The following is a 17,800-nucleotide window of genomic DNA, read 5'->3' on the forward strand; positions in this document are numbered from 1 at the left end:
GTTAAGATATTTGCAGCGAAGCTGCAGTCTTAAAGGCGAAAGTCCAAAGTCCGAAAGGTAACTTTAGACTTTATGACATTCGACTTTAGACTTACAACTTAAGGTGGTTATTGCGTCGGGGCTCACCTCTTCCCATTCCGAACAGAGAAGTTAAGCCCGACTGCGCAGATGGTACTGCAGTTATGTGGGAGAGTATGTCGCCGCCTTTTTTTTGAAACCCTATTCATTTATTTGGATAGGGTTTTTTGTTATGTATTATTGGCGAACTAAAGTTCGCGTACCTGAAGCCCACTGGGCTTCCTCCTCTTAATATCAAATTCTTAATATCAAATTGCAGTTATGTGGGAGTCCCGATAGCTATCGGGAGTCGCCGCCTTTTTTTTTGGAAAGCCTGTTTCGAAAGAAACAGGCTTTCTTGTTTTTAAGCGGTGCGGCGCAGTCACTGCGTTCGTGTCGCCGCCTTTTTTTGAAAACCCTATCCTAACGGATAGGGTTTTTTGTTTATGGTTATTAGCGAACTAAAGTTCGCGTACCTGACTGCCACCGGCAGTCCTCCTCTTAATATCAAATTCTTAATATCAAATTGCAGTTATGTGGGAGTCCCGATAGCTATCGGGAGTCGCCGCCTTTTTTTTTGGAAAGCCTGTTTCGAAAGAAACAGGCTTTCTTGTTTTTAAGCGGTGCGGCGCAGTCACTGCGTTCGTGTCGCCGCCTTTTTTTAGAAAGTCCTTCACGAAAGTGAAGGACTTTTTTGTTTTATATTGTTATTGGCGAACTAAAGTTCGCGTACCTGACTGCCACCGGCAGTCCTCCTCTTAATATCAAATTCTTAATATCAAATTGCAGTTATGTGGGAGTCCCGATAGCTATCGGGAGTCGCCGCCTTTTTTTATGGAAAGCCTGTTTCGAAAGAAACAGGCTTTCTTGTTTTTAAGCGGTGCGGCGCAGTCACTGTGTTCGTGTCGCCGCCTTTTTTTAGAAAGTCTTTCACGAAAGTGAAGGACTTTTTTGTTTTATATTGTTATTGGCGAACTAAAGTTCGCGTACCTCACTGCCACTGGCAGTGCTCCTTTTAATTTCAAAGGTGCGACGTGTCGCTACGCTCGATCCGCCGCCCTACCTGTCGGCAGGTAGGCTTTTTTTTGACCCGAACGAAGTGAACTGGCGAAGCAAAACCCTATTCATTTATTTGGATGGGTTTTTTGTTTTATATTGTTAGGTTAAAATTCAATAGTGTCAATAAGAGATTAACTAATCACAAATAGTAGCCGATTTCAGAGTGATGGGAATGGATTTCAGAATGATGGTATTTGATTTCAGAGCGATGGTATATGATTTCAGACTGATGGTATATGATTTCAGACTGATCGTATATGATTTCAGACTGATGGTAATCGATTTCAGAACGATGGTAATGGATTTCAGACCGATGGTAATTGATTTCAGACTGATGGTAGTTAATTTCAGACTGATGGTAGTTAATTTTAGAGTGATGGTACTTGATTTCAGACTGATGGTAATTGATTTCAGATTGAAAGGAAATGATTTCAGACTAATTGCTATTTTGAATTTGCGGAAATATAAAAGGGTTCCGATTGGAACCCTTGTTTTTTGTTGTATACTGATGTTATTTCTTGGGACGGGTGAATTTAATTCCGCTTACTTGTGCGTATTGTGGACTTCTGGCGCCGAATGCTGCTTTTATGTATTTTTTAGTGGTATATGCTAGCTCTACTAAACCAGTTTCTGGAGTATATAGTGTTTGATAGAGCGTTATCTGTGCATTACTGTATGGCGTATAGGCATCTTTTACTACTTGATTTATGGCATATAGCTGTTGTTGGTATGTATTTAAGCTCGCTGTAGTAAGCTCTGTTTCGGTGGGATTGTATTGCGTTTCTTCTTCTAATAGTTTGATAAATTCCTGAAGAAAATCTGCTTGACGATCGTAACTTTGTTGCGATACTGAGATGGTATCTGGATTGTCTTTACCATCAATTATTGTTTTAGGTGCACCCGGTGCTCTGCTTCCTTGGAGTTTGCGGTGAATTGTTTTTGCATTTGCAATTGTCTCTTGTTTTGCTCCTGACGCTTCTAAGGCGCTTAACATTCTTGTAGAAAGTGGTCTTAGTGGTTCGAAGAGGGCTTTTCGGATTCCTCTTTGTTTGTTTAGTGGTATTTCTGTGTCCTTGAGTATCTCAAGGTCGGCCTCGGCGGTTGTTTTTTTGGTGTTTAATGCCGTTAACAGGATTGCTGTGTTTGATGGTGCGTAGGTGGCACCGTACCCTGTTGCGAATGAAATTAACGTTCCAAAGTTTGTTACGTTTTTTAAGTTTCCTACTTCTGAAAATGTACTCATAACGTTTAGTATTAGATTGTTGTGAAAAATTTCACAAAAAACCGAGAGCCAATTATTATGCCAGTATTCGTAGGAAGAATATTAAATATTTCTTAAAATTTTATAGAAGAAGCCGGGAAGTTAAGAGGAATGGGGGATCACAGGAAGATAGAAAGCCTACCAATGGAGTTGTTTTTGACCACACGAAAGGATTGACTTCGTCGAATCTTCAGTTTCATGCGGCAGCGGGGCAATACGGCTGTTAGCTGCTGATTCTTATTCTTTCTTGCCAAAAATGTAACCTAAAGCTAAAGTTATTAATGGTGTTATAATTCCCCAAAACTCAAGAATTCCAATTGCTTTTGGGTTTTGAGATTCTGCGAAAAGAATACATCCAGTATACGTTATTCCAGTCATTAATAAAATAAAAATGAATAGTCCAGCTATATTCATTTTAACAGAGTTACCTGAGCCAAAAAAATAGCCCAAACGTCCTAATTCTCTGTTCATTTTACTTTCTTCAAAAGTGTTATCAATAATCTTATGAGATGTCTCTGGATTTTCAGGTAAATCCTTAAAGTTTAATCCTTTCATAACTGCTCTTTTTTACCTTTAAACCAAGTGTAGTGTATAACCGGACTGTCTTCTTTACTGTTAATATCAACACGAAGATTAAAAAATAGTTCATGTCCGTCAAATGAACCAATTTTCACGGGTTCAACATATCCAAAATTTGCTAGTAGCCCATCGTGTTTTATTGTTATTTTTAGAGTGTCAGAATTATATTCCGTAAAAGTAAAAACTCTTTCTGATTGGCGTATTACTTTTGAATAGACAAATTCTAGTCTAATATTAATTTTAACTCCATCGCTTTCTGTTATTGAAAGTGTAACTGGCTTTTCCAAGCTATAATGAAGAAAGGTCCCATTGTCTATGAGTTCTAGTTCTCCTTCATAAAGAATTTTTGTTGTCATATTCATTGTTTTGTCATAATTAAAAATTGTTGTGGCATTTGCAGTTAAAGTTCCGCGGCTTCGCGTAGTGTCGACAATTTACCGCTTTGTTATAAAGATATGTAAATTTCTAGTTGAGTAATTTCCGTATAAAAAAGAAAAACAAGCCATTGTTTTAAACGGCTGTTGTCAGCAGTTATTGTTATAGAGTGTTAAGTTCCGTTTCGACTGCTGTTAATATTGGATAAAGTGAATTCAAATAAGTTCTCATTGATGATGGTGCTTGATAAGTAATTGTGACTCCAACCATAGAAGTGTGAGCAGCTCTTCTTCTTAATGCCCATAATGAACTAAGCTGGTCTCTTAATATTTGAAATTGTCCGGCAGATTTCAGTTTATTTTCGAGAAATTCAGTTTGCTTATAGCCAATTAATTTAATAATCATTGGTCTAAAATGGTCCATATAGTCACATCCATATGTTTTACCAATTACAAAATCCCGAATTTCATCTTTATTCCTTGTTTCAGTTAGTTTAAAGTCAGAATAGGATTTAATAATCTCATCTTGAGTGTGCTCTAACCAACCACAAAGTTCAAGTAATGCTAATTTTGAATAATAGTCTTTGTGAATTGGGTCAGCTGGATTGTCATATAACTTTTGAAGTTCTTTTAATAAGTCTTCGATTGGTTGTTTAGGTTGCATAATTTTCTATTGAGCAAAACATTTTTTTGACGCATCTAATCTATCAACTACCTTGTCCTTAGCAGACAGTCCTTCTTTTAAGCTCTGAACACTGAATTCTGGTAGCCCCTTGAATTTTTCATAAAGTTGTTTAACTTTTTCAGGAGTTTCTGCTTGGAGTTTTCCTAAATTTTGTGAAATACCATATAATAATCCTTCTAAGAAAGTTTTTCCTAAAGATGTAGCCGATGCTTTATCAAATATTTTTTCATAAATTAAAGTAGCTGTCTGACTATAGAGTTCATTCTTTATTTTCTGAGTAGTATCATCCATATCACGATTTTCAAACATATAATCATTTAAAAATTTAGATAATTTCCCGTTGTAACTTGTTAATCTATCATTAAAAGCAAAAAAACGTAAGATAATTTCTTCGTTTGCAAATCTAGTTTTCAATCCAAACAATTTTTTAGTTTCAGTTGCCTTGGCAAGACTTTTTAATAATGTATTAAATGAACCATTATAAATGCAGTTTCTGATTTCTTGGTTATTTAATTTTACACCGCCTGAATTTAGTCTGTGAAAAATGGTAAATAAATATTCACTATGTAAAGGCTTAGAAAAATCACAACGAATTACGGTAACAGGTATCATTACATTTTGAACTCGCTCGTAAATATCCTTCGATTTGGTTTTAATTGTGTGGACAGTTTTGCCGGATAACTTTTCATCTATATCTTCGAGTTCTGAAAGTTTCCATTCGTCGTCTGATAGAAAAGTAATTATACTGTTCATTCTTTGAAGGCCATCTATTACAATTCGTTTGTCAGTTTTATAGTCGAGGCTTATGCACATACTTGGAATAGGTAATTGTTTAGTTAAACTATCTATAAATCTTGTTTGGTCGGGTTTAGACCATACAATATCTCTTTGAAAATCTGGTTGAATTTCAATTTGTCCCGATTGATAAAGTCTAAGTAAGTCAGCACAAGAGCGTTGTTCGTTAAATGCAACAATATCACTTGGTGGTAATTCGTTGGAATTATCTTCGAACAACTGCTTTTCTTCTAAGTTTTTTAAATTTTTATCTGTCATTTTATTATGTGTTGTTTATTATTACCGCCAACTTACTGTTAAGTGTGATAAAAGTATATTAATTATGCTAATATAGGAATAACATCTATCCGATAATGGATTATTAGTAAGGTATTTCTCCCTCGTTTGAATGATAAAGAGTGGAATGCCTGTAAGAAGAGATTTCTCCTTTGTTCGCAATGACTGAATGAGGGATAGGAGCAACTACCCTGCCTACCGGTAGATAGTTGCTTTTTTTAGGTTTAGTTGATCATTAGTTTTTTGGTTACACTTTTATTCTCATTTACAAAATTCACAAAATAAAAACCTTTTGTTAAATTAGTTATCTGAATTTCATTATTTACAAAATTTGGATTTTTTATGGTTTGCCTTACTTGTCCATTCAGATTATAAATTTTTATTTCTTTCCATTCAACAGTTGAAGAAATAGTTACATTTTCATTTGTTGTTGGATTAGGATAGATTGAAATAGCATTTTCGTAGTCCAATGTTTCTGTTCCTAAATACACTGCCGGCCATCTATTTTGTGCGACTTGTCCGCCCCAAATTCTTGTTGCTAAATAGGGGTTGTCTATAAAAGGATTTCTATTTCCTTGTCCGTACGTATTTGATGCGTTACCAAGATACGTATTTCGTAAATCTTCATATTGTGAAACGGGGTCTTCTGCATTCCATTGTAAAAAAAGCTGTATCATATTTGTGTCTGTTGCCACAACGCTTCCTGTTCCGACATTACTTGGTTTACATTGTGTTGGATACCGTAAATACATATACATCATCATTCTTGCCACATCGCCTTTCCATTCATCACCAGGATACCAATTTGCACCGATAACACTTGAGTTCCCTGAACCTGTTGCAAATTTTCTATTTCCTCTTAACGCATTTCTGTCAACATCAGAAGTGCGAATATGATGGGCGTCTGTACCTGCGCCAGGTGTTGTAGTTACTAATGCTGGTGTTCCTAAACTTAATGCGTAAATATGTTCTCTATTCCAAACACATTCGGTTATGAGCGGATTTGGTGCGACTGCTGCTGGTTGGTCAGCCGATCTGTGTCTTTTTCTATGTTCGTTCCAATTTGCAAAAGTTCCATAATTGGTTTCATTTGTATAGGTACAGATGTTAGTACTGAATCCATAAATTAAAAATACATTTATTGGATCACTTGGGTCACGATCAGCAATTTGTAAAGCATTTTCTGCTTCAAAATATTCTAACAGATTTGTATGTGTCGAAGTTATTTTTGTGGCTAAAGCATCTTTTAGTGTATTTCCTGTTTGTGTCCAATCAAAACCATTATAGTATGGATTTGCTGGTGCGCCATTTTGAGCCAATGTTACAAGTTTAACACTCAATACTAAAATTGTAAAGATTTTTTTCATTTAAATTAGTTTTCTGTTTTAAGTTTTTTTCTGCTGTTCGCGGCAATTACTGCTGACTTACTGATAAGTGTGATAAGCATATATTAATTGTGCTAATATAGGAATAACATTTATTTGATAAGGGATTATGAGTTAGGGATTCCTCCTTTGTCGGAATGACAAAAAGTAAAATGCTTGTAAGATGAGATTCCTTCTTTGTTTGCAAGGACTGCGTGAGGGATGGGAGAGGTTACCCTGTAACCCGGACAGCCCGACCTCGTCTCGGCATTTTTGACGAGACGAGGGCACGCCCCAAAAAAGAAAAACCGAACTGTGTAGTCCGGTTTTTGGTATTGTTTTTAAAGCGTATTACTTTTTGATGATATTTTTTAGCACTGCTTTTTCGGGATAATTGATGACTTCTAAAGTGATGTCTTTCCCTTGTTTGGTTTTACCGTAGATAATGTATCTTTTTCCGCCTTCTTCTTTGATGTTACTTTTATCAAAATCGACATCGCCATTGGTTAATGTGTTTTTGATATCGATGGTGTCCACCCAGTCTTCTGAGAGGCGACGTGAGGCTTCGAGGTCGTATTGGAAAGGTTTGTTTCTCAAATCGTTTAAAACTCTTGCATTTGGGAAATAATTGCAACGTGTGTCTTTTCCGCTAAGTACCATGGCCACAACAAATGACCCCATAACTAAACCGACTAAATAGTAGGCTAAACGTTGGTAAAACTTCATAGTAGATTAATTTTTGCAAAAGTAATCAATGTTCGATATTCTATGAGTTATAATGAAGATTTATTTTAAAAAACAATTAGGTTAATGTCGTTGTCTGGGAGATTGAACCAGTCGCCAATCGCTTTGTTGGTTAAAATGCCGTGATAGAGGTAGACACCGTTTTTTAATCCTTTGTTGCAACGAATGGCACTTTCTAAACCACCATCTTCCGCAATTTGAAGTAGGTAGGGCGTGATGATATTGCTGATGGAAAGCGAAGCTGTTTTGGAATATCTTGAAGGTATGTTGGGTACGCAATAATGGATAATATTGTTTTTGATGAAAGTCGGATTTTCATGTGTAGTTACTTCCGAAGTTTCGAAGCAACCGCCGGTGTCGATGCTGACATCTACAATCACGGCTCCTTTTTTCATGTGTTCTACCATCGTTTCGGTTACTACAACGGGACAGCGGTCTTTGCCACGCATGGCTCCAATAGCAACATCACAACGACGAAGTGCTTTCAGTAATGATTTTGGCTGAATGGTTGATGTGAAAATACGTTGGTTTAAATTATTCTGAAGTCGGCGCAGTTTGGTAATCGAGTTGTCAAAAACTTTGACACTTGCCCCAAGACCTAATGCGGTTTTAGCAGCAAATTCGCCCACCGTTCCGGCACCCAAGATAACCACATCCGTAGGAGGGACACCCGTAATGTTTCCGAGTAATAACCCTTTTCCGAATTGATTGTTAATCATTAGTTCGGCTGCAATTAAGACCGAGGCCGTTCCGGCAATTTCGCTTAAAGACTTTACGGCAGGATAGGAGCCATCTTCATCTTTGATATATTCAAAGGCAAGAGCGGTTATTTTTTTCTTTGATAACGCTTCGAAATATTCTTTTTTTCTTGTTTTAAGTTGAATGGCCGAAATTACGATGGCGTTTTGATTTACCAATTCGATTTCTTCCATAGTTAGAGGCTCGACCTTTAAAATCATCGGGCAACTCAATACCTTTTTCACGTCTTTGGTAATTGTTGCACCAGCATCACTAAATTCTTTATCGGTGTAGCTTGAACTCAATCCGGCTCCCGATTCAATCATCACTTTGTGTCCGTGTGAGCTAAGTGAATTTACAGCGTCTGGCGTTAGGCAAATACGTCTTTCTTGATACGAGGTTTCTTTTGGAATTCCGATAAAGAGTTCACTTTTATGACGGTATACTTCTAATTTTTCTTCCTGAGGTAAAAGTTGCTGCTTTGTGAAAGGTGTGATAGCCATAAGGACAATAGAATTTTGCTCCAAATTACAAAAAAATATTCAATTAGGTCAATCGGAGACTTCTTTTACCATCAATGGATTGGGACAAATGAATAGTAGAATAGTCCTCCGGAAGTAAGTTCGGAATTTTTTCTGCCCATTCGATAAAGCACCAGTTTCCGGAATATAAATAATCATCAATGCCCATATCCAAGGCTTCGATTTCTGATTTCAAACGATACATATCAAAATGGTATACCAGCAGATTGTCCTCTGCTTCATATTCATTTACAAGTGAAAAAGTGGGGCTACTGGTGGCTTCTTTTACGCCCAATTCTTTGGCTAAGGCTTTAATTAAAGTAGTTTTTCCAACTCCCATAACACCATGAAAAAGGATGATTTTATGGGGTTTTTCCATGAGTACTTTTTTGGCAACCTGTGCAAGTTCTTCTAGTGAAAAAATAATTTCCATCTTCAACTAATTTTACTTCGGATTAAAGACTAAAAATGGGACAATCATTTCTTCCAATGAAATGCCACCATGCTGATACGTGTTTCTGTAATAACTCACGTAATGATTATAGTTATTGACATAGGCCAAAAATAAATCATTTTTGGCAAAGATATAGGAACTGCTCATGTTGATGCTTGGTAGTCCAATTTTTTTAGGATCTTTCACGGCATAAACGTCTCGGTCTTCATAAGTCAGACTTCGTCCGGTTTTATAACGCAGATTCAAACTTGTGTTTTTATCCCCAATAACTTTAGATGGATTTTTAACATTAATAGTTCCGTGATCGGTGGTGATTATTAATTTAAAACCTAATTTTTGCGCTTGTTGGATTATTTCTAAAAGCGGTGAGTTTTTAAACCAACTCAAGGTTAAAGAGCGATAGGCTTTATCATCAGAAGCTAATTCTTTTACCACATCCATTTCTGTTTTGGCGTGCGAAAGCATGTCTACAAAGTTGTATACCACTGTAACCAAATCATTGTCTTTAAGTCCTTTGAAATTCTCCGCTAGTTTTTTTCCATTAGCTAAGTTGGTAATCTTGAAATACTCTTGTTTGATATTTAATCCTAATCTTTTTAAATGCGCTGTCAAGAACTCGGCTTCGTATAGGTTTTTTCCGCCGTCTTCGACATCATTTTTCCAATATTGCGGAAACTGTTTTTCCATGTCAGCGGGCAATAAACCCGAAAATATAGCATTTCGCGCATATTGTGTTGCTGTTGGTAAAATAGCGTAATACGGAATTTCTTTTTCCAATTTGTAATGGTTAGTGACCACACTTTCCATTGCTTTCCATTGATCATAGCGAAGGTTGTCGATGACTACGAATAAAACGGGTTTATCTTTTTTTACCAGTTCCGGAACGACTAATTCTCTGAACAAGGTGTGGGATTGGATGGGTTTGTCGGCTTTTGGTTCACTCGAGCCTTGGCGAACTGGCGCAGCAAACCAGTCTTCGTAGTTGCGTTCAATAAATTTACTGAACTGAGCATTGGCTTCTACTTTTTGGCTTTCGAGTATTTCAACCATGCTTTGATCGTTGATGTTTTCTAGTTCCAATTCCCAAAAAATCAATTTTTTATAGAGTTCCACCCAGTCTGGGTAACTATTCACCATAGCCATTTCCATAGCAATCTTTCTGAACTCTTTCTGATAATCTAAAGTTGTTTTTTCGGATACTAATCGGGAATGATCCAGATTCTTTTTCAAGCTTAACAGAATCTGATTTGGGTTTACCGGCTTGATAAGATAATCAGCAATCTTCGATCCTATGGCTTCTTCCATGATATATTCTTCTTCACTTTTGGTGATCATGATCATAGGTGTCGCCGATTTTTTTTCCTTCATTTCTGAAAGTGTTTCCAATCCGCTCATCCCCGGCATATTCTCATCCAGAAAGACAATGTCAAAATTTCCATCTTCAAAGGCATCTACAGCATCACGTCCATTGTTAAAAGTGGTGACTTTATAATTCTTCTTTTCTAAAAATAAGATATGTGGTTTTAATAAATCAATTTCATCATCAACCCAAAGTATTTTAATAGGATCCATAGCTACGTTTTATTGTTTATCGCAAATTACTACATATTAAAACGCATTACTATTAAAATTATTATAAAATAAGAAAGATTTTTAACGGTTTTCTGTTACCTGATATTTATCATTTTTCTAAGACTTTGAGTTTGTTAGTTTTGATAAAATTATACTCATGAAAATTGAACAGATTTATACCGGATGCCTAGCACACGCTGCCTATTATTTAGAAGGTGATGGTGAGGCTGCTATTTTTGATCCGTTGCGTGAAGTGCAACCCTACATTGATAAAGCCAAAAGAGATAATGCTACCATAAAGTATGTTTTTGAAACTCATTTTCACGCAGATTTTGTTTCAGGACATTTAGATTTAGCTCAAAAAGAAAATGCTACTATAGTATATGGTCCAACTGCCAAACCAAGTTTTGAGGCAGTAATTGCTTTGGATAATCAAGTGTTTCAAGTTGGAAAATGCAAAGTAAAAGCTGTTCACACGCCAGGCCATACGCTTGAAAGCACTTGTTATTTACTGATTGATGAGCGTGGAAAGGAACACGGAATCATAACAGGCGATACGCTGTTTATCGGAGATGTAGGAAGACCCGATTTAGCGCAACATGTTGTCGCCGATTTAACTCAAGATAAATTAGCCAGAATGTTGTTTCATTCTCTTAGAGAAAAGATTATGACACTACCCGATGAATTGATAGTGTATCCTAATCATGGTGCCGGAAGTGCCTGCGGTAAGATGATGAGCAAGGAAACAACTGATACTTTGGGGAATCAAAAGAAAACAAATTATGCTCTGAATCCGGAATTTACCGAAGACCAATTTGTTTTGGCAATACTTACTGGTTTGACAGCACCGCCAGCCTATTTTCCGAAAAATGTTCTGATGAATATCAAAGGGTATGAAAGTTTGGATACCGTAATGTATCGGGGTCAAAAGCCTTTTGACGCGAAAACTTTCGAAATGGTTGCTAATGAAACGCAAGCGTTGATTTTAGATACACGAAAGGCCTCCGAATTTGCACTTGGTTTTATTCCTAACAGTATCAATATAGGATTAGAAAGTAATTTTGCTATGTGGGTTGGTGAGTTGATTCCCGATTTGAAGCAACAGATTCTATTAGTTGCAGAAGATCACGAAAAAGTAGAAGAAGCTATAATCAGATTGTCAAGAGTGGGTTACGATTATTGTATTGGTTATTTAGAAGGCGGCTTCGACACATGGAAAAACGCTCACAAGGAAATCAATACAATTGATCGAATAACCGCTGATGAATTAGTAGTTCTAGAAGAAGTTCACAACGCACCCATTTTTGATGTTAGAAAGAAAAGCGAGTTTGAGTCAGAGCATATCATTGGGGCTATCAACATACCGCTGAATGAAATCAATACTCATTTAGCGTTATTTCCAAAAGATGCCTTCTTTGTGATTCATTGTTTGGGTGGTTACAGAAGTATGATTGCAGCTTCTATCTTAAAGCAAAGAGGATATGAAAATTTTGCAGATGTAATTGGAGGATTTAACGAAATTAAATTGACAAACATTCCGATTTCTAATTATGTTTGTCCGACCACTTTGTTATAAAAAGTCCAAAAGAATGTTAAAGTGTATACGGTATTTATAAAAATAGTTACATTTGATACACTTATTCGAAATAAAAAATTAATTAAAATATATACAATATGAAAAAAGTAATTTCAATGATGGCCATTGCGGCATTCTTGTTTTCAGTGAATGTAAATGCAAGTGAAACGCCAAAGCAAAAAAAGAAAGATAAAGCTAAAACAGAAAAAGCTTGTTCTACTGAGGAAAAGAAATCGTGTGCCTCTGGCGAGAAAAAATCATGCTGCGCTTCTAAGAAAACAGAAGAAAAAAAATAATAATCTTAATAAGCTTATTACCAAAAGTGCTCGATATATCAAGCACTTTTTTTTGTTTTAGTATAGTAGAATAGAACAAATGCCTACATTTGATAACTTTTTTAACTTATTTCGACCTATAGAATTTAAACTAAACTAAACTTATGCAAATAAAAACCAAACTTACTATCAGTTTGCTCTCTGCTTTTTTGGCTATCAGTTGTAGCAAAAAAGAAATGCAATACGAAGACCCGTTAATTACGAATCGAGATACTACTATCGTACCCGGTGATGACTTTTTCCGTTACGCCAATGGCGGATGGTTTAAAAAACACCCCATTCCGAGTAGCGAAAGTAGTAATGGAATTTTCAGAACTATCGGCGATACCATTAATGCGCAAATAAAAGATATCTGTGAAAAATCGGCTGCCAATGAAGATGCTGTCAAAGGAAGTAACGAACAAAAAATAGGTGATTTTTATGCTTCGGGAATGGATACGCTTACTATCGAAAAAGTAGGCCTAAAACCTTTAGCAGCAACAATGTCTAAAATCGATGCCATTAAAGATGTTCCGACCTTGATGAATACTATTGGCTATCTTCATACTCTTGGAGCCAATCCTGCATTTACTTTTGGTGTGGGTCAGGATGATAAAAATAGTTCCAAAAATGCCTTATTCTTTGTTCAGGGTGGATTAGGATTAGGACAGCAGGAATATTATTTCAATACAGATGCCGAAACCGTAAAAATTAGAACAGAGTATGTAAAACACATTCAGGCTATAATGGAATTGACCGGTGAAGAGCCAACGAAAGCTAAAAATGCTGCGGCAACTATCATGAAACTAGAAACGGATTTGGCTAAAAACTGCAGAAAATTAGAGGCTTTACGCGATCCGATTAAGAATTATAATAAAATGACTTTGGCTCAATTTAAAGCTACTTCACCTTCTATTGCTTGGGAAAGTGTTTTACCACAGTTGGGTATTGCAAAAGCAGATACCGTAATTGTTGGTCAGCCCGAATTCTATAAAGGATTAGAGAAAGTGGTTACTAGCTATGCTATTGAAGATTGGAAAACCTATTTGAAATGGGATTTGGTTAACTCTTATGCTTCCTATTTGAATAAAGCTATTGAAAAGCAAAATTTTTATTTCTATTCTACAGTGATGAACGGTGTAAAAGAGCAAAAGCCAAGATGGAAACGAATTGTAGAACAAACAGATGGTTCTTTGGGCGAATTAATTGGTCAGGTTTATGTAGCAGATTATTTGCCAAAAGGTTCCAAAGAAAAGCTTTTAGAGATTGGAAATAACATTAGAGATGTCTATGCTGAACGCATCAAGAAATTGGATTGGATGAGTGATGAGACCAAGAAAAAAGCGCTTTTTAAATTAAGCAAGATTGTTATGAAAGTAGGTTATCCGGATAAATGGAAAGACTTGAGTAGCGTGACTGTTAATAGAAATACTTATTGTGCCAATGTTATGGCAGTAAATAAATGGTCCTACGAAGATATGGTTAAAAGATATGGGAAACCAGTTGACAGAACCGAATGGGGAATGTTTCCACAAACCTACAACGCCTATTACAATCCAAGTAATAACGAAATTTGTGTACCGGCCTGTAATATTTTAGTGCCAGGTTTTGAAGGAAGAATGCCTGATGACGCCATCTTATATGGAATCATTGGTGGTTCTACTTTTGGGCACGAAATCACGCATGGTTTTGATGATCAAGGAAGTCAATATGATGATAAAGGAAACCTAAACGATTGGTGGACCGCTGAAGACAAGGCAAAGTTTAATCAAAAAACTAAAGCTATAGTAGCACAATTCAACAAATTTGAACCGCTTAAAGGTAAATTTGTGAATGGAGAAGCTACTCAAGGTGAGAATATAGCCGATTTAGGTGGCGTAGTAATGGGATTTGAAGCCTTCAAGAAAACGAATCAGTACAAGAATAAAGAGAAAATAAGTGGTTTAAGTCCGGAACAAAGATACTTTTTGGCTTATGGATATGCTTGGATGGTACAGGCAAAAGACGAATATTTAGCAAGACAAATTATGTCAGATTTGCATTCGCCAGCAAAATTCAGAATCATTGGGCCGTTGATGAATATTCCCGAATTTTATAAAGCATTTAATGTAAAACCTGGAAACAAGATGTACTTGCCAGAGAAAGACAGAATAGTTATTTGGTAATACTCAGATAAAAAAATCCCTATCATTTGATAGGGATTTTTTTTATTTCTTAGCAGTCGCTTCTTCATATCGTTCGGAAACCTTTTTCCAATTGATGATTTTAAAGAAGTTTTCGATATATCTTTTTCGCTTGTATTGGTAATCCAAATAATAAGCATGCTCCCAAACATCCAGATTTAAAAGAGGTGTTCCGGAAACGGTTTGTTTTGGCATTAGTGGATTGTCCTGATTTGGTGTACTGGTAACTTGAAGTTTCCCAGTTTTGTCTAGTACTAACCAAGCCCAACCTGAACCAAATTGTTTTTCCGCAGCATCTGTAAACTGCGTCTTGAAATTTTCAAAACTGCCAAAATCTTTAGTAATCACTGCGGCTAACGTATCTTTAGGCTGACCTTCGGATTTTGATTTCATACCTTCCCAAAAGAAACCATGATTGTAATAACCACCGGCGTTGTTTTTTAAGTCGGCATTGCTGCCGTCTGCCTTCTTTAAAATGTCTTCAATGGTTAAATCGGTTAGCGTAGCATCAGCTTCCACTAATTTATTCAAATTGTTGGTGTAGGTCAAATAATGTTTGGAGTAATGGACTTCCATCGTAAGAATATCAATGCTTGGAGAAAGTTCGTTGTATTGATAGGGTAGTTTTGCTAAGGAGAATTGACCTTCCTCAGCAGTAACATCATCTGGTTGGCCAATCGTTATCTTTTCTTCTGCTGAAGGTAACGGAACTTCAACTACTTCGGTTAATTTTTTTCTTTTACAAGCTGGTAAAAGGAACATAAACGAAAAGCATAAAACAACAGCAAGAATCTTTGTACTCCCAATAGTAGCATTTGTTTTTGGTCGGTAATCGTTAATCTGAGATTTCATAGCCTACTTTTTAGCATTTGCAATTTCGTGGATAGCTTCAATATATAACTCTTTGGCTTGGTCTACAGAAAGGTGACTGATTTGCATCCATGCATTGGTTTTAAAGGCACTTCTTAAATCAAATTCAGGTGAAAAATTATAAGCAATGGTGCCAATGGTAGCTTGTTTATAATAAGCATATAGACGCAACTGCACATCTTGAGGAAGAGAGGATTGTGACATTTGAGAAGCAATTTCTACAGCTTCCTGAAATCGAATGGCTAACTCTTTTTCTTCCATTTACATTTAAGCTTTTGATGTAATAATGGTTTGGTTTCCGATAGCATTTTGCTGCAATTTTACGTCGATTTTAGTTCCGAGAGGGAAATACATATCTACCCTTGAACCAAATTTAATAAATCCAGCATCGTCTCCCTGACGAACTTCTGTGCCTTCAACGGCATAGTTTACGATTCGTTTGGCAAGCGCACCTGCTATTTGACGGTAAAGGATTTCTCCAAATTCTTTACTTTCAATCACTACTGAAGTTCTTTCGTTTTCTGTACTAGCTTTTGGATGCCATGCCACCAGATATTTACCAGGATGGTATTTACTATATTTTATTTTGCCACTTACGGCATATCTTGTAACATGAACATTTATGGGCGACATAAATATCGAAACCTGTAATCGGTTGTCTTTAAAATATTCTCCTTCAAATACTTCTTCAATAACGACCACTTTTCCATCGACAGGCGCTAATACCACTTTGTCATTTGGCGTAATTTTTCTGTTTGGGTTTCTGAAAAATTGCAAAACCAACAATAGTAAAATTAGGGTAATAACCTGAATTGCTTTTTCTATCCAAGGCATTGATGGAGATGCCAATTTATGCGATACCAAAAAGACTATCACAGTTGCTGATGTTGCTATTAAAATAATTTTTCCGCCTTCTTTATGAAACATAATATAAGATTTGATAAAACAAATAAACAAATGGTGCTACAAATATAATACTATCTAGTCGATCTAGAATACCGCCATGACCTGGCATTATAGTACCGCTGTCTTTTACGCCTGCAATTCTTTTAAACTTAGATTCGATTAAATCTCCTAAAGTACTAAATATACTGATGATTACGGCACTTATGGTCCAGATTAGTATCGATAGATCCTGATGGTTTGGTTTGGCCTGAATGTAAAATTTGGAAATAAGAATTCCTGCAATTATAGAAAAAACAACACCTCCGATGAATCCTTCGATAGTTTTTTTAGGAGATATTTTCTCAATTAACTTATGCTTTCCAATGGATTTGCCCACTATGTATGCAAAAGTGTCATTGGTCCAAATCAGAATAAATATACTGATGATAATTTTAGGGTTAAAACCTTTTATTCCAAATGGAATTTTTGTTAAGAGGATAAAGGGAAAAATCACATATCCAATTACATAGACATATTTGGAAAGATTGTCAACACGCTCTTTAGTTCCAAAGAGAAGGAAGACACATTTTACAGAAACAAAAAGCGTTGCTAGTAAAAGTAATATGTCGTTAGTATGGGTCGTTTTAAATTGTGTTGCTAAATAGAATGTAAAGGCGCCAAAAAGGAGTGGGAATATCTTATTGAGATGGACTAATTGGCAGAATTCATAAACAGCAATCAACATGAATATTCCAAAGAGAATATAAAAGCTGGTAACCGAGTATGAAGTAGCAATTATAAGCAGCGCAACATAAACGACACCTGATAATAATCTCTTTAGCGATTCGTTCATTTTATAAATCTTCTAGAAGCAGCAGATATAAGTTCTTTGCAGTACTTCCGTATTGAAGAAAGTCTTCGTCTTTGGCCTTCTCAAAATACTTAATGGTCGTAATGTTGGTAGGATAATCTTTGTCGTATTTCTTTTTGATTACGCGAAGACCATCACTTTTTGCTTCTAAAATTTGACTGGTGGTAGCCAGAATAATGATGTTGTTAGGCAAATCATTGGGTTTGTTTTGCTTTATTTGATTTGATGAAAACAATACAGAACCTTCATCGGCAATCAGATTTTCACAACTGGCAAATAGAAACATCGGATTTGTTGGTTTGTCGTAAGTCAGTTTGTTTTCATCTAACATACTGAAAAGCTTTGGCTCATAGCATAAGGCTTCGCATTCAAACCAATCATTTTCTTCTAAAATATTCAGGAATTGATCTTTTACTTCGTTTAAGTTTTCACAGTACAAAAACTTTCCGCCGTTTTTCTTAAAATTATAAGTGAACTTTTCATCTACAGGAAGTAGTGAAAAGCTGGAAGGAATATTGTTAAATTCGCTTTGACTTTCTTCGTCATTGGCATCATTACCGCTGCCAAATATTTTTCTGAAAAGACTCATGCTTTTTGTGGTATAATCTAGTTTCTTTATTGA

General features: G+C 36.1%; 18 protein-coding genes and 1 rRNA gene. 4 read left to right on the plus strand and 15 right to left on the minus strand.

Features of this window, described 5'->3' with window-relative positions:
• The first annotated feature begins 99 nt into the window (after nt 1–99).
• A 5S ribosomal RNA gene (gene rrf / locus ACULEU_RS04380) occupies nt 100–209 on the plus strand.
• A gap of 1,418 nt (nt 210–1,627) precedes the next feature.
• Here rrf and ACULEU_RS04385 read toward each other — a convergent pair.
• The 10 genes from ACULEU_RS04385 to porX form a co-directional block, all read right to left on the minus strand.
• Nucleotides 1,628–2,359, minus strand: a complete 732-nt coding sequence (locus ACULEU_RS04385) for a hypothetical protein (RefSeq protein WP_445454234.1) — start codon at nt 2,357–2,359, stop codon at nt 1,628–1,630.
• 255 nt (nt 2,360–2,614) lie between these two features.
• Nucleotides 2,615–2,932 carry a hypothetical protein gene (locus ACULEU_RS04390; RefSeq protein ID WP_445454235.1) on the minus strand — a complete coding sequence of 106 codons (318 nt, stop codon included), beginning with the start codon at nt 2,930–2,932 and terminating at the stop codon, nt 2,615–2,617.
• Complete coding sequence (locus ACULEU_RS04395; protein ID WP_445454236.1) at nt 2,929–3,312, minus strand: DUF6864 domain-containing function; 384 nt, start codon at nt 3,310–3,312, stop codon at nt 2,929–2,931. The genes ACULEU_RS04390 and ACULEU_RS04395 overlap by 4 nt, the downstream gene beginning before the upstream one ends.
• 181 nt (nt 3,313–3,493) lie before the next feature.
• The gene (locus ACULEU_RS04400; RefSeq protein ID WP_445454237.1) at nt 3,494–3,994 is read right to left on the minus strand and encodes a hypothetical protein; all 501 of its coding nucleotides are present in this window, start codon (nt 3,992–3,994) and stop codon (nt 3,494–3,496) included.
• Nucleotides 3,995–4,000: 6 nt separating this feature from the next.
• The gene (locus ACULEU_RS04405) at nt 4,001–5,068 is read right to left on the minus strand and encodes a DUF262 domain-containing protein (RefSeq protein WP_445454238.1); all 1,068 of its coding nucleotides are present in this window, start codon (nt 5,066–5,068) and stop codon (nt 4,001–4,003) included.
• Between the two features lie 242 nt (nt 5,069–5,310).
• The gene (locus ACULEU_RS04410) at nt 5,311–6,453 is read right to left on the minus strand and encodes an endonuclease (protein WP_445454239.1); all 1,143 of its coding nucleotides are present in this window, start codon (nt 6,451–6,453) and stop codon (nt 5,311–5,313) included.
• A gap of 348 nt (nt 6,454–6,801) precedes the next feature.
• Nucleotides 6,802–7,176 (minus strand): DUF4258 domain-containing protein, encoded by a 375-nt coding sequence (locus ACULEU_RS04415; RefSeq protein WP_445454240.1) that lies wholly within the window; start codon nt 7,174–7,176, stop codon nt 6,802–6,804.
• Between the two features lie 65 nt (nt 7,177–7,241).
• A complete protein-coding gene (locus ACULEU_RS04420; RefSeq protein WP_445454241.1) occupies nt 7,242–8,435 on the minus strand; it encodes an alanine dehydrogenase in 1,194 nt (397 codons plus the stop codon).
• 43 nt (nt 8,436–8,478) lie between these two features.
• Nucleotides 8,479–8,886: a tRNA (adenosine(37)-N6)-threonylcarbamoyltransferase complex ATPase subunit type 1 TsaE gene (gene tsaE, locus ACULEU_RS04425; protein ID WP_445454242.1), complete on the minus strand. Its 408-nt coding sequence runs from the start codon at nt 8,884–8,886 to the stop codon at nt 8,479–8,481.
• A gap of 12 nt (nt 8,887–8,898) precedes the next feature.
• Nucleotides 8,899–10,479 (minus strand): T9SS response regulator signal transducer PorX, encoded by a 1,581-nt coding sequence (porX, locus tag ACULEU_RS04430; RefSeq protein ID WP_445454243.1) that lies wholly within the window; start codon nt 10,477–10,479, stop codon nt 8,899–8,901.
• A gap of 157 nt (nt 10,480–10,636) precedes the next feature.
• On the opposite strand from porX, the gene ACULEU_RS04435 reads away from it, so the two are divergent.
• The 3 genes from ACULEU_RS04435 to ACULEU_RS04445 all read left to right on the plus strand — a co-directional run bounded on the left by ACULEU_RS04435 (nt 10,637) and on the right by ACULEU_RS04445 (nt 14,534).
• On the plus strand, nt 10,637–12,055 hold the full coding sequence (locus tag ACULEU_RS04435; protein WP_445454244.1) for an MBL fold metallo-hydrolase: 1,419 nt from the start codon (nt 10,637–10,639) through the stop codon (nt 12,053–12,055).
• Nucleotides 12,056–12,153: 98 nt separating this feature from the next.
• Nucleotides 12,154–12,351 carry a hypothetical protein gene (locus tag ACULEU_RS04440; RefSeq protein WP_445454245.1) on the plus strand — a complete coding sequence of 66 codons (198 nt, stop codon included), beginning with the start codon at nt 12,154–12,156 and terminating at the stop codon, nt 12,349–12,351.
• 143 nt (nt 12,352–12,494) lie between these two features.
• Nucleotides 12,495–14,534 (plus strand): M13 family metallopeptidase, encoded by a 2,040-nt coding sequence (locus ACULEU_RS04445; protein WP_445454246.1) that lies wholly within the window; start codon nt 12,495–12,497, stop codon nt 14,532–14,534.
• 42 nt (nt 14,535–14,576) lie between these two features.
• Here ACULEU_RS04445 and ACULEU_RS04450 read toward each other — a convergent pair whose 3' ends face one another.
• The 5 genes from ACULEU_RS04450 to ACULEU_RS04470 are packed head-to-tail and all read right to left on the minus strand — an operon-like array spanning nt 14,577 to nt 17,767.
• Nucleotides 14,577–15,404, minus strand: a complete 828-nt coding sequence (locus ACULEU_RS04450) for a superoxide dismutase (protein ID WP_445454247.1) — start codon at nt 15,402–15,404, stop codon at nt 14,577–14,579.
• A 3-nt stretch (nt 15,405–15,407) separates the two neighbouring features.
• A complete protein-coding gene (locus tag ACULEU_RS04455) occupies nt 15,408–15,683 on the minus strand; it encodes an acyl-CoA-binding protein (RefSeq protein WP_445454248.1) in 276 nt (91 codons plus the stop codon).
• A gap of 6 nt (nt 15,684–15,689) precedes the next feature.
• Complete coding sequence (locus ACULEU_RS04460; RefSeq protein ID WP_445454249.1) at nt 15,690–16,349, minus strand: phosphatidylserine decarboxylase family protein; 660 nt, start codon at nt 16,347–16,349, stop codon at nt 15,690–15,692.
• Nucleotides 16,339–17,160 carry a phosphatidate cytidylyltransferase gene (locus ACULEU_RS04465; RefSeq protein WP_445454250.1) on the minus strand — a complete coding sequence of 274 codons (822 nt, stop codon included), beginning with the start codon at nt 17,158–17,160 and terminating at the stop codon, nt 16,339–16,341. The genes ACULEU_RS04460 and ACULEU_RS04465 overlap by 11 nt, the downstream gene beginning before the upstream one ends.
• Before the next feature lies 1 nt (nt 17,161).
• The gene (locus ACULEU_RS04470; RefSeq protein ID WP_445454251.1) at nt 17,162–17,767 is read right to left on the minus strand and encodes a lactate utilization protein B/C; all 606 of its coding nucleotides are present in this window, start codon (nt 17,765–17,767) and stop codon (nt 17,162–17,164) included.
• Nucleotides 17,768–17,800: the final 33 nt, after the last annotated feature.

Source organism: Flavobacterium sp. 25HG05S-40, from assembly GCF_052654735.1.

Bases quoted from the DNA above. Each gene is read 5' to 3' on its own strand.
- ACULEU_RS04405 (WP_445454238.1), bottom strand. From the start codon at position 5,068: ATGACAGATAAAAATTTAAAAAACTTAGAAGAAAAGCAGTTGTTCGAA.
- ACULEU_RS04460 (WP_445454249.1), bottom strand. From the start codon at position 16,349: ATGTTTCATAAAGAAGGCGGAAAAATTATTTTAATAGCAACATCAGCA.
- ACULEU_RS04465 (WP_445454250.1), bottom strand. From the start codon at position 17,160: ATGAACGAATCGCTAAAGAGATTATTATCAGGTGTCGTTTATGTTGCG.
- ACULEU_RS04445 (WP_445454246.1), top strand. From the start codon at position 12,495: ATGCAAATAAAAACCAAACTTACTATCAGTTTGCTCTCTGCTTTTTTG.
- ACULEU_RS04420 (WP_445454241.1), bottom strand. From the start codon at position 8,435: ATGGCTATCACACCTTTCACAAAGCAGCAACTTTTACCTCAGGAAGAA.
- ACULEU_RS04450 (WP_445454247.1), bottom strand. From the start codon at position 15,404: ATGAAATCTCAGATTAACGATTACCGACCAAAAACAAATGCTACTATT.
- ACULEU_RS04410 (WP_445454239.1), bottom strand. From the start codon at position 6,453: ATGAAAAAAATCTTTACAATTTTAGTATTGAGTGTTAAACTTGTAACA.
- ACULEU_RS04415 (WP_445454240.1), bottom strand. From the start codon at position 7,176: ATGAAGTTTTACCAACGTTTAGCCTACTATTTAGTCGGTTTAGTTATG.
- ACULEU_RS04395 (WP_445454236.1), bottom strand. From the start codon at position 3,312: ATGACAACAAAAATTCTTTATGAAGGAGAACTAGAACTCATAGACAAT.
- porX (WP_445454243.1), bottom strand. From the start codon at position 10,479: ATGGATCCTATTAAAATACTTTGGGTTGATGATGAAATTGATTTATTA.
- ACULEU_RS04390 (WP_445454235.1), bottom strand. From the start codon at position 2,932: ATGAAAGGATTAAACTTTAAGGATTTACCTGAAAATCCAGAGACATCT.
- ACULEU_RS04470 (WP_445454251.1), bottom strand. From the start codon at position 17,767: ATGAGTCTTTTCAGAAAAATATTTGGCAGCGGTAATGATGCCAATGAC.
- ACULEU_RS04455 (WP_445454248.1), bottom strand. From the start codon at position 15,683: ATGGAAGAAAAAGAGTTAGCCATTCGATTTCAGGAAGCTGTAGAAATT.
- ACULEU_RS04400 (WP_445454237.1), bottom strand. From the start codon at position 3,994: ATGCAACCTAAACAACCAATCGAAGACTTATTAAAAGAACTTCAAAAG.
- ACULEU_RS04385 (WP_445454234.1), bottom strand. From the start codon at position 2,359: ATGAGTACATTTTCAGAAGTAGGAAACTTAAAAAACGTAACAAACTTT.
- ACULEU_RS04435 (WP_445454244.1), top strand. From the start codon at position 10,637: ATGAAAATTGAACAGATTTATACCGGATGCCTAGCACACGCTGCCTAT.
- ACULEU_RS04440 (WP_445454245.1), top strand. From the start codon at position 12,154: ATGAAAAAAGTAATTTCAATGATGGCCATTGCGGCATTCTTGTTTTCA.
- tsaE (WP_445454242.1), bottom strand. From the start codon at position 8,886: ATGGAAATTATTTTTTCACTAGAAGAACTTGCACAGGTTGCCAAAAAA.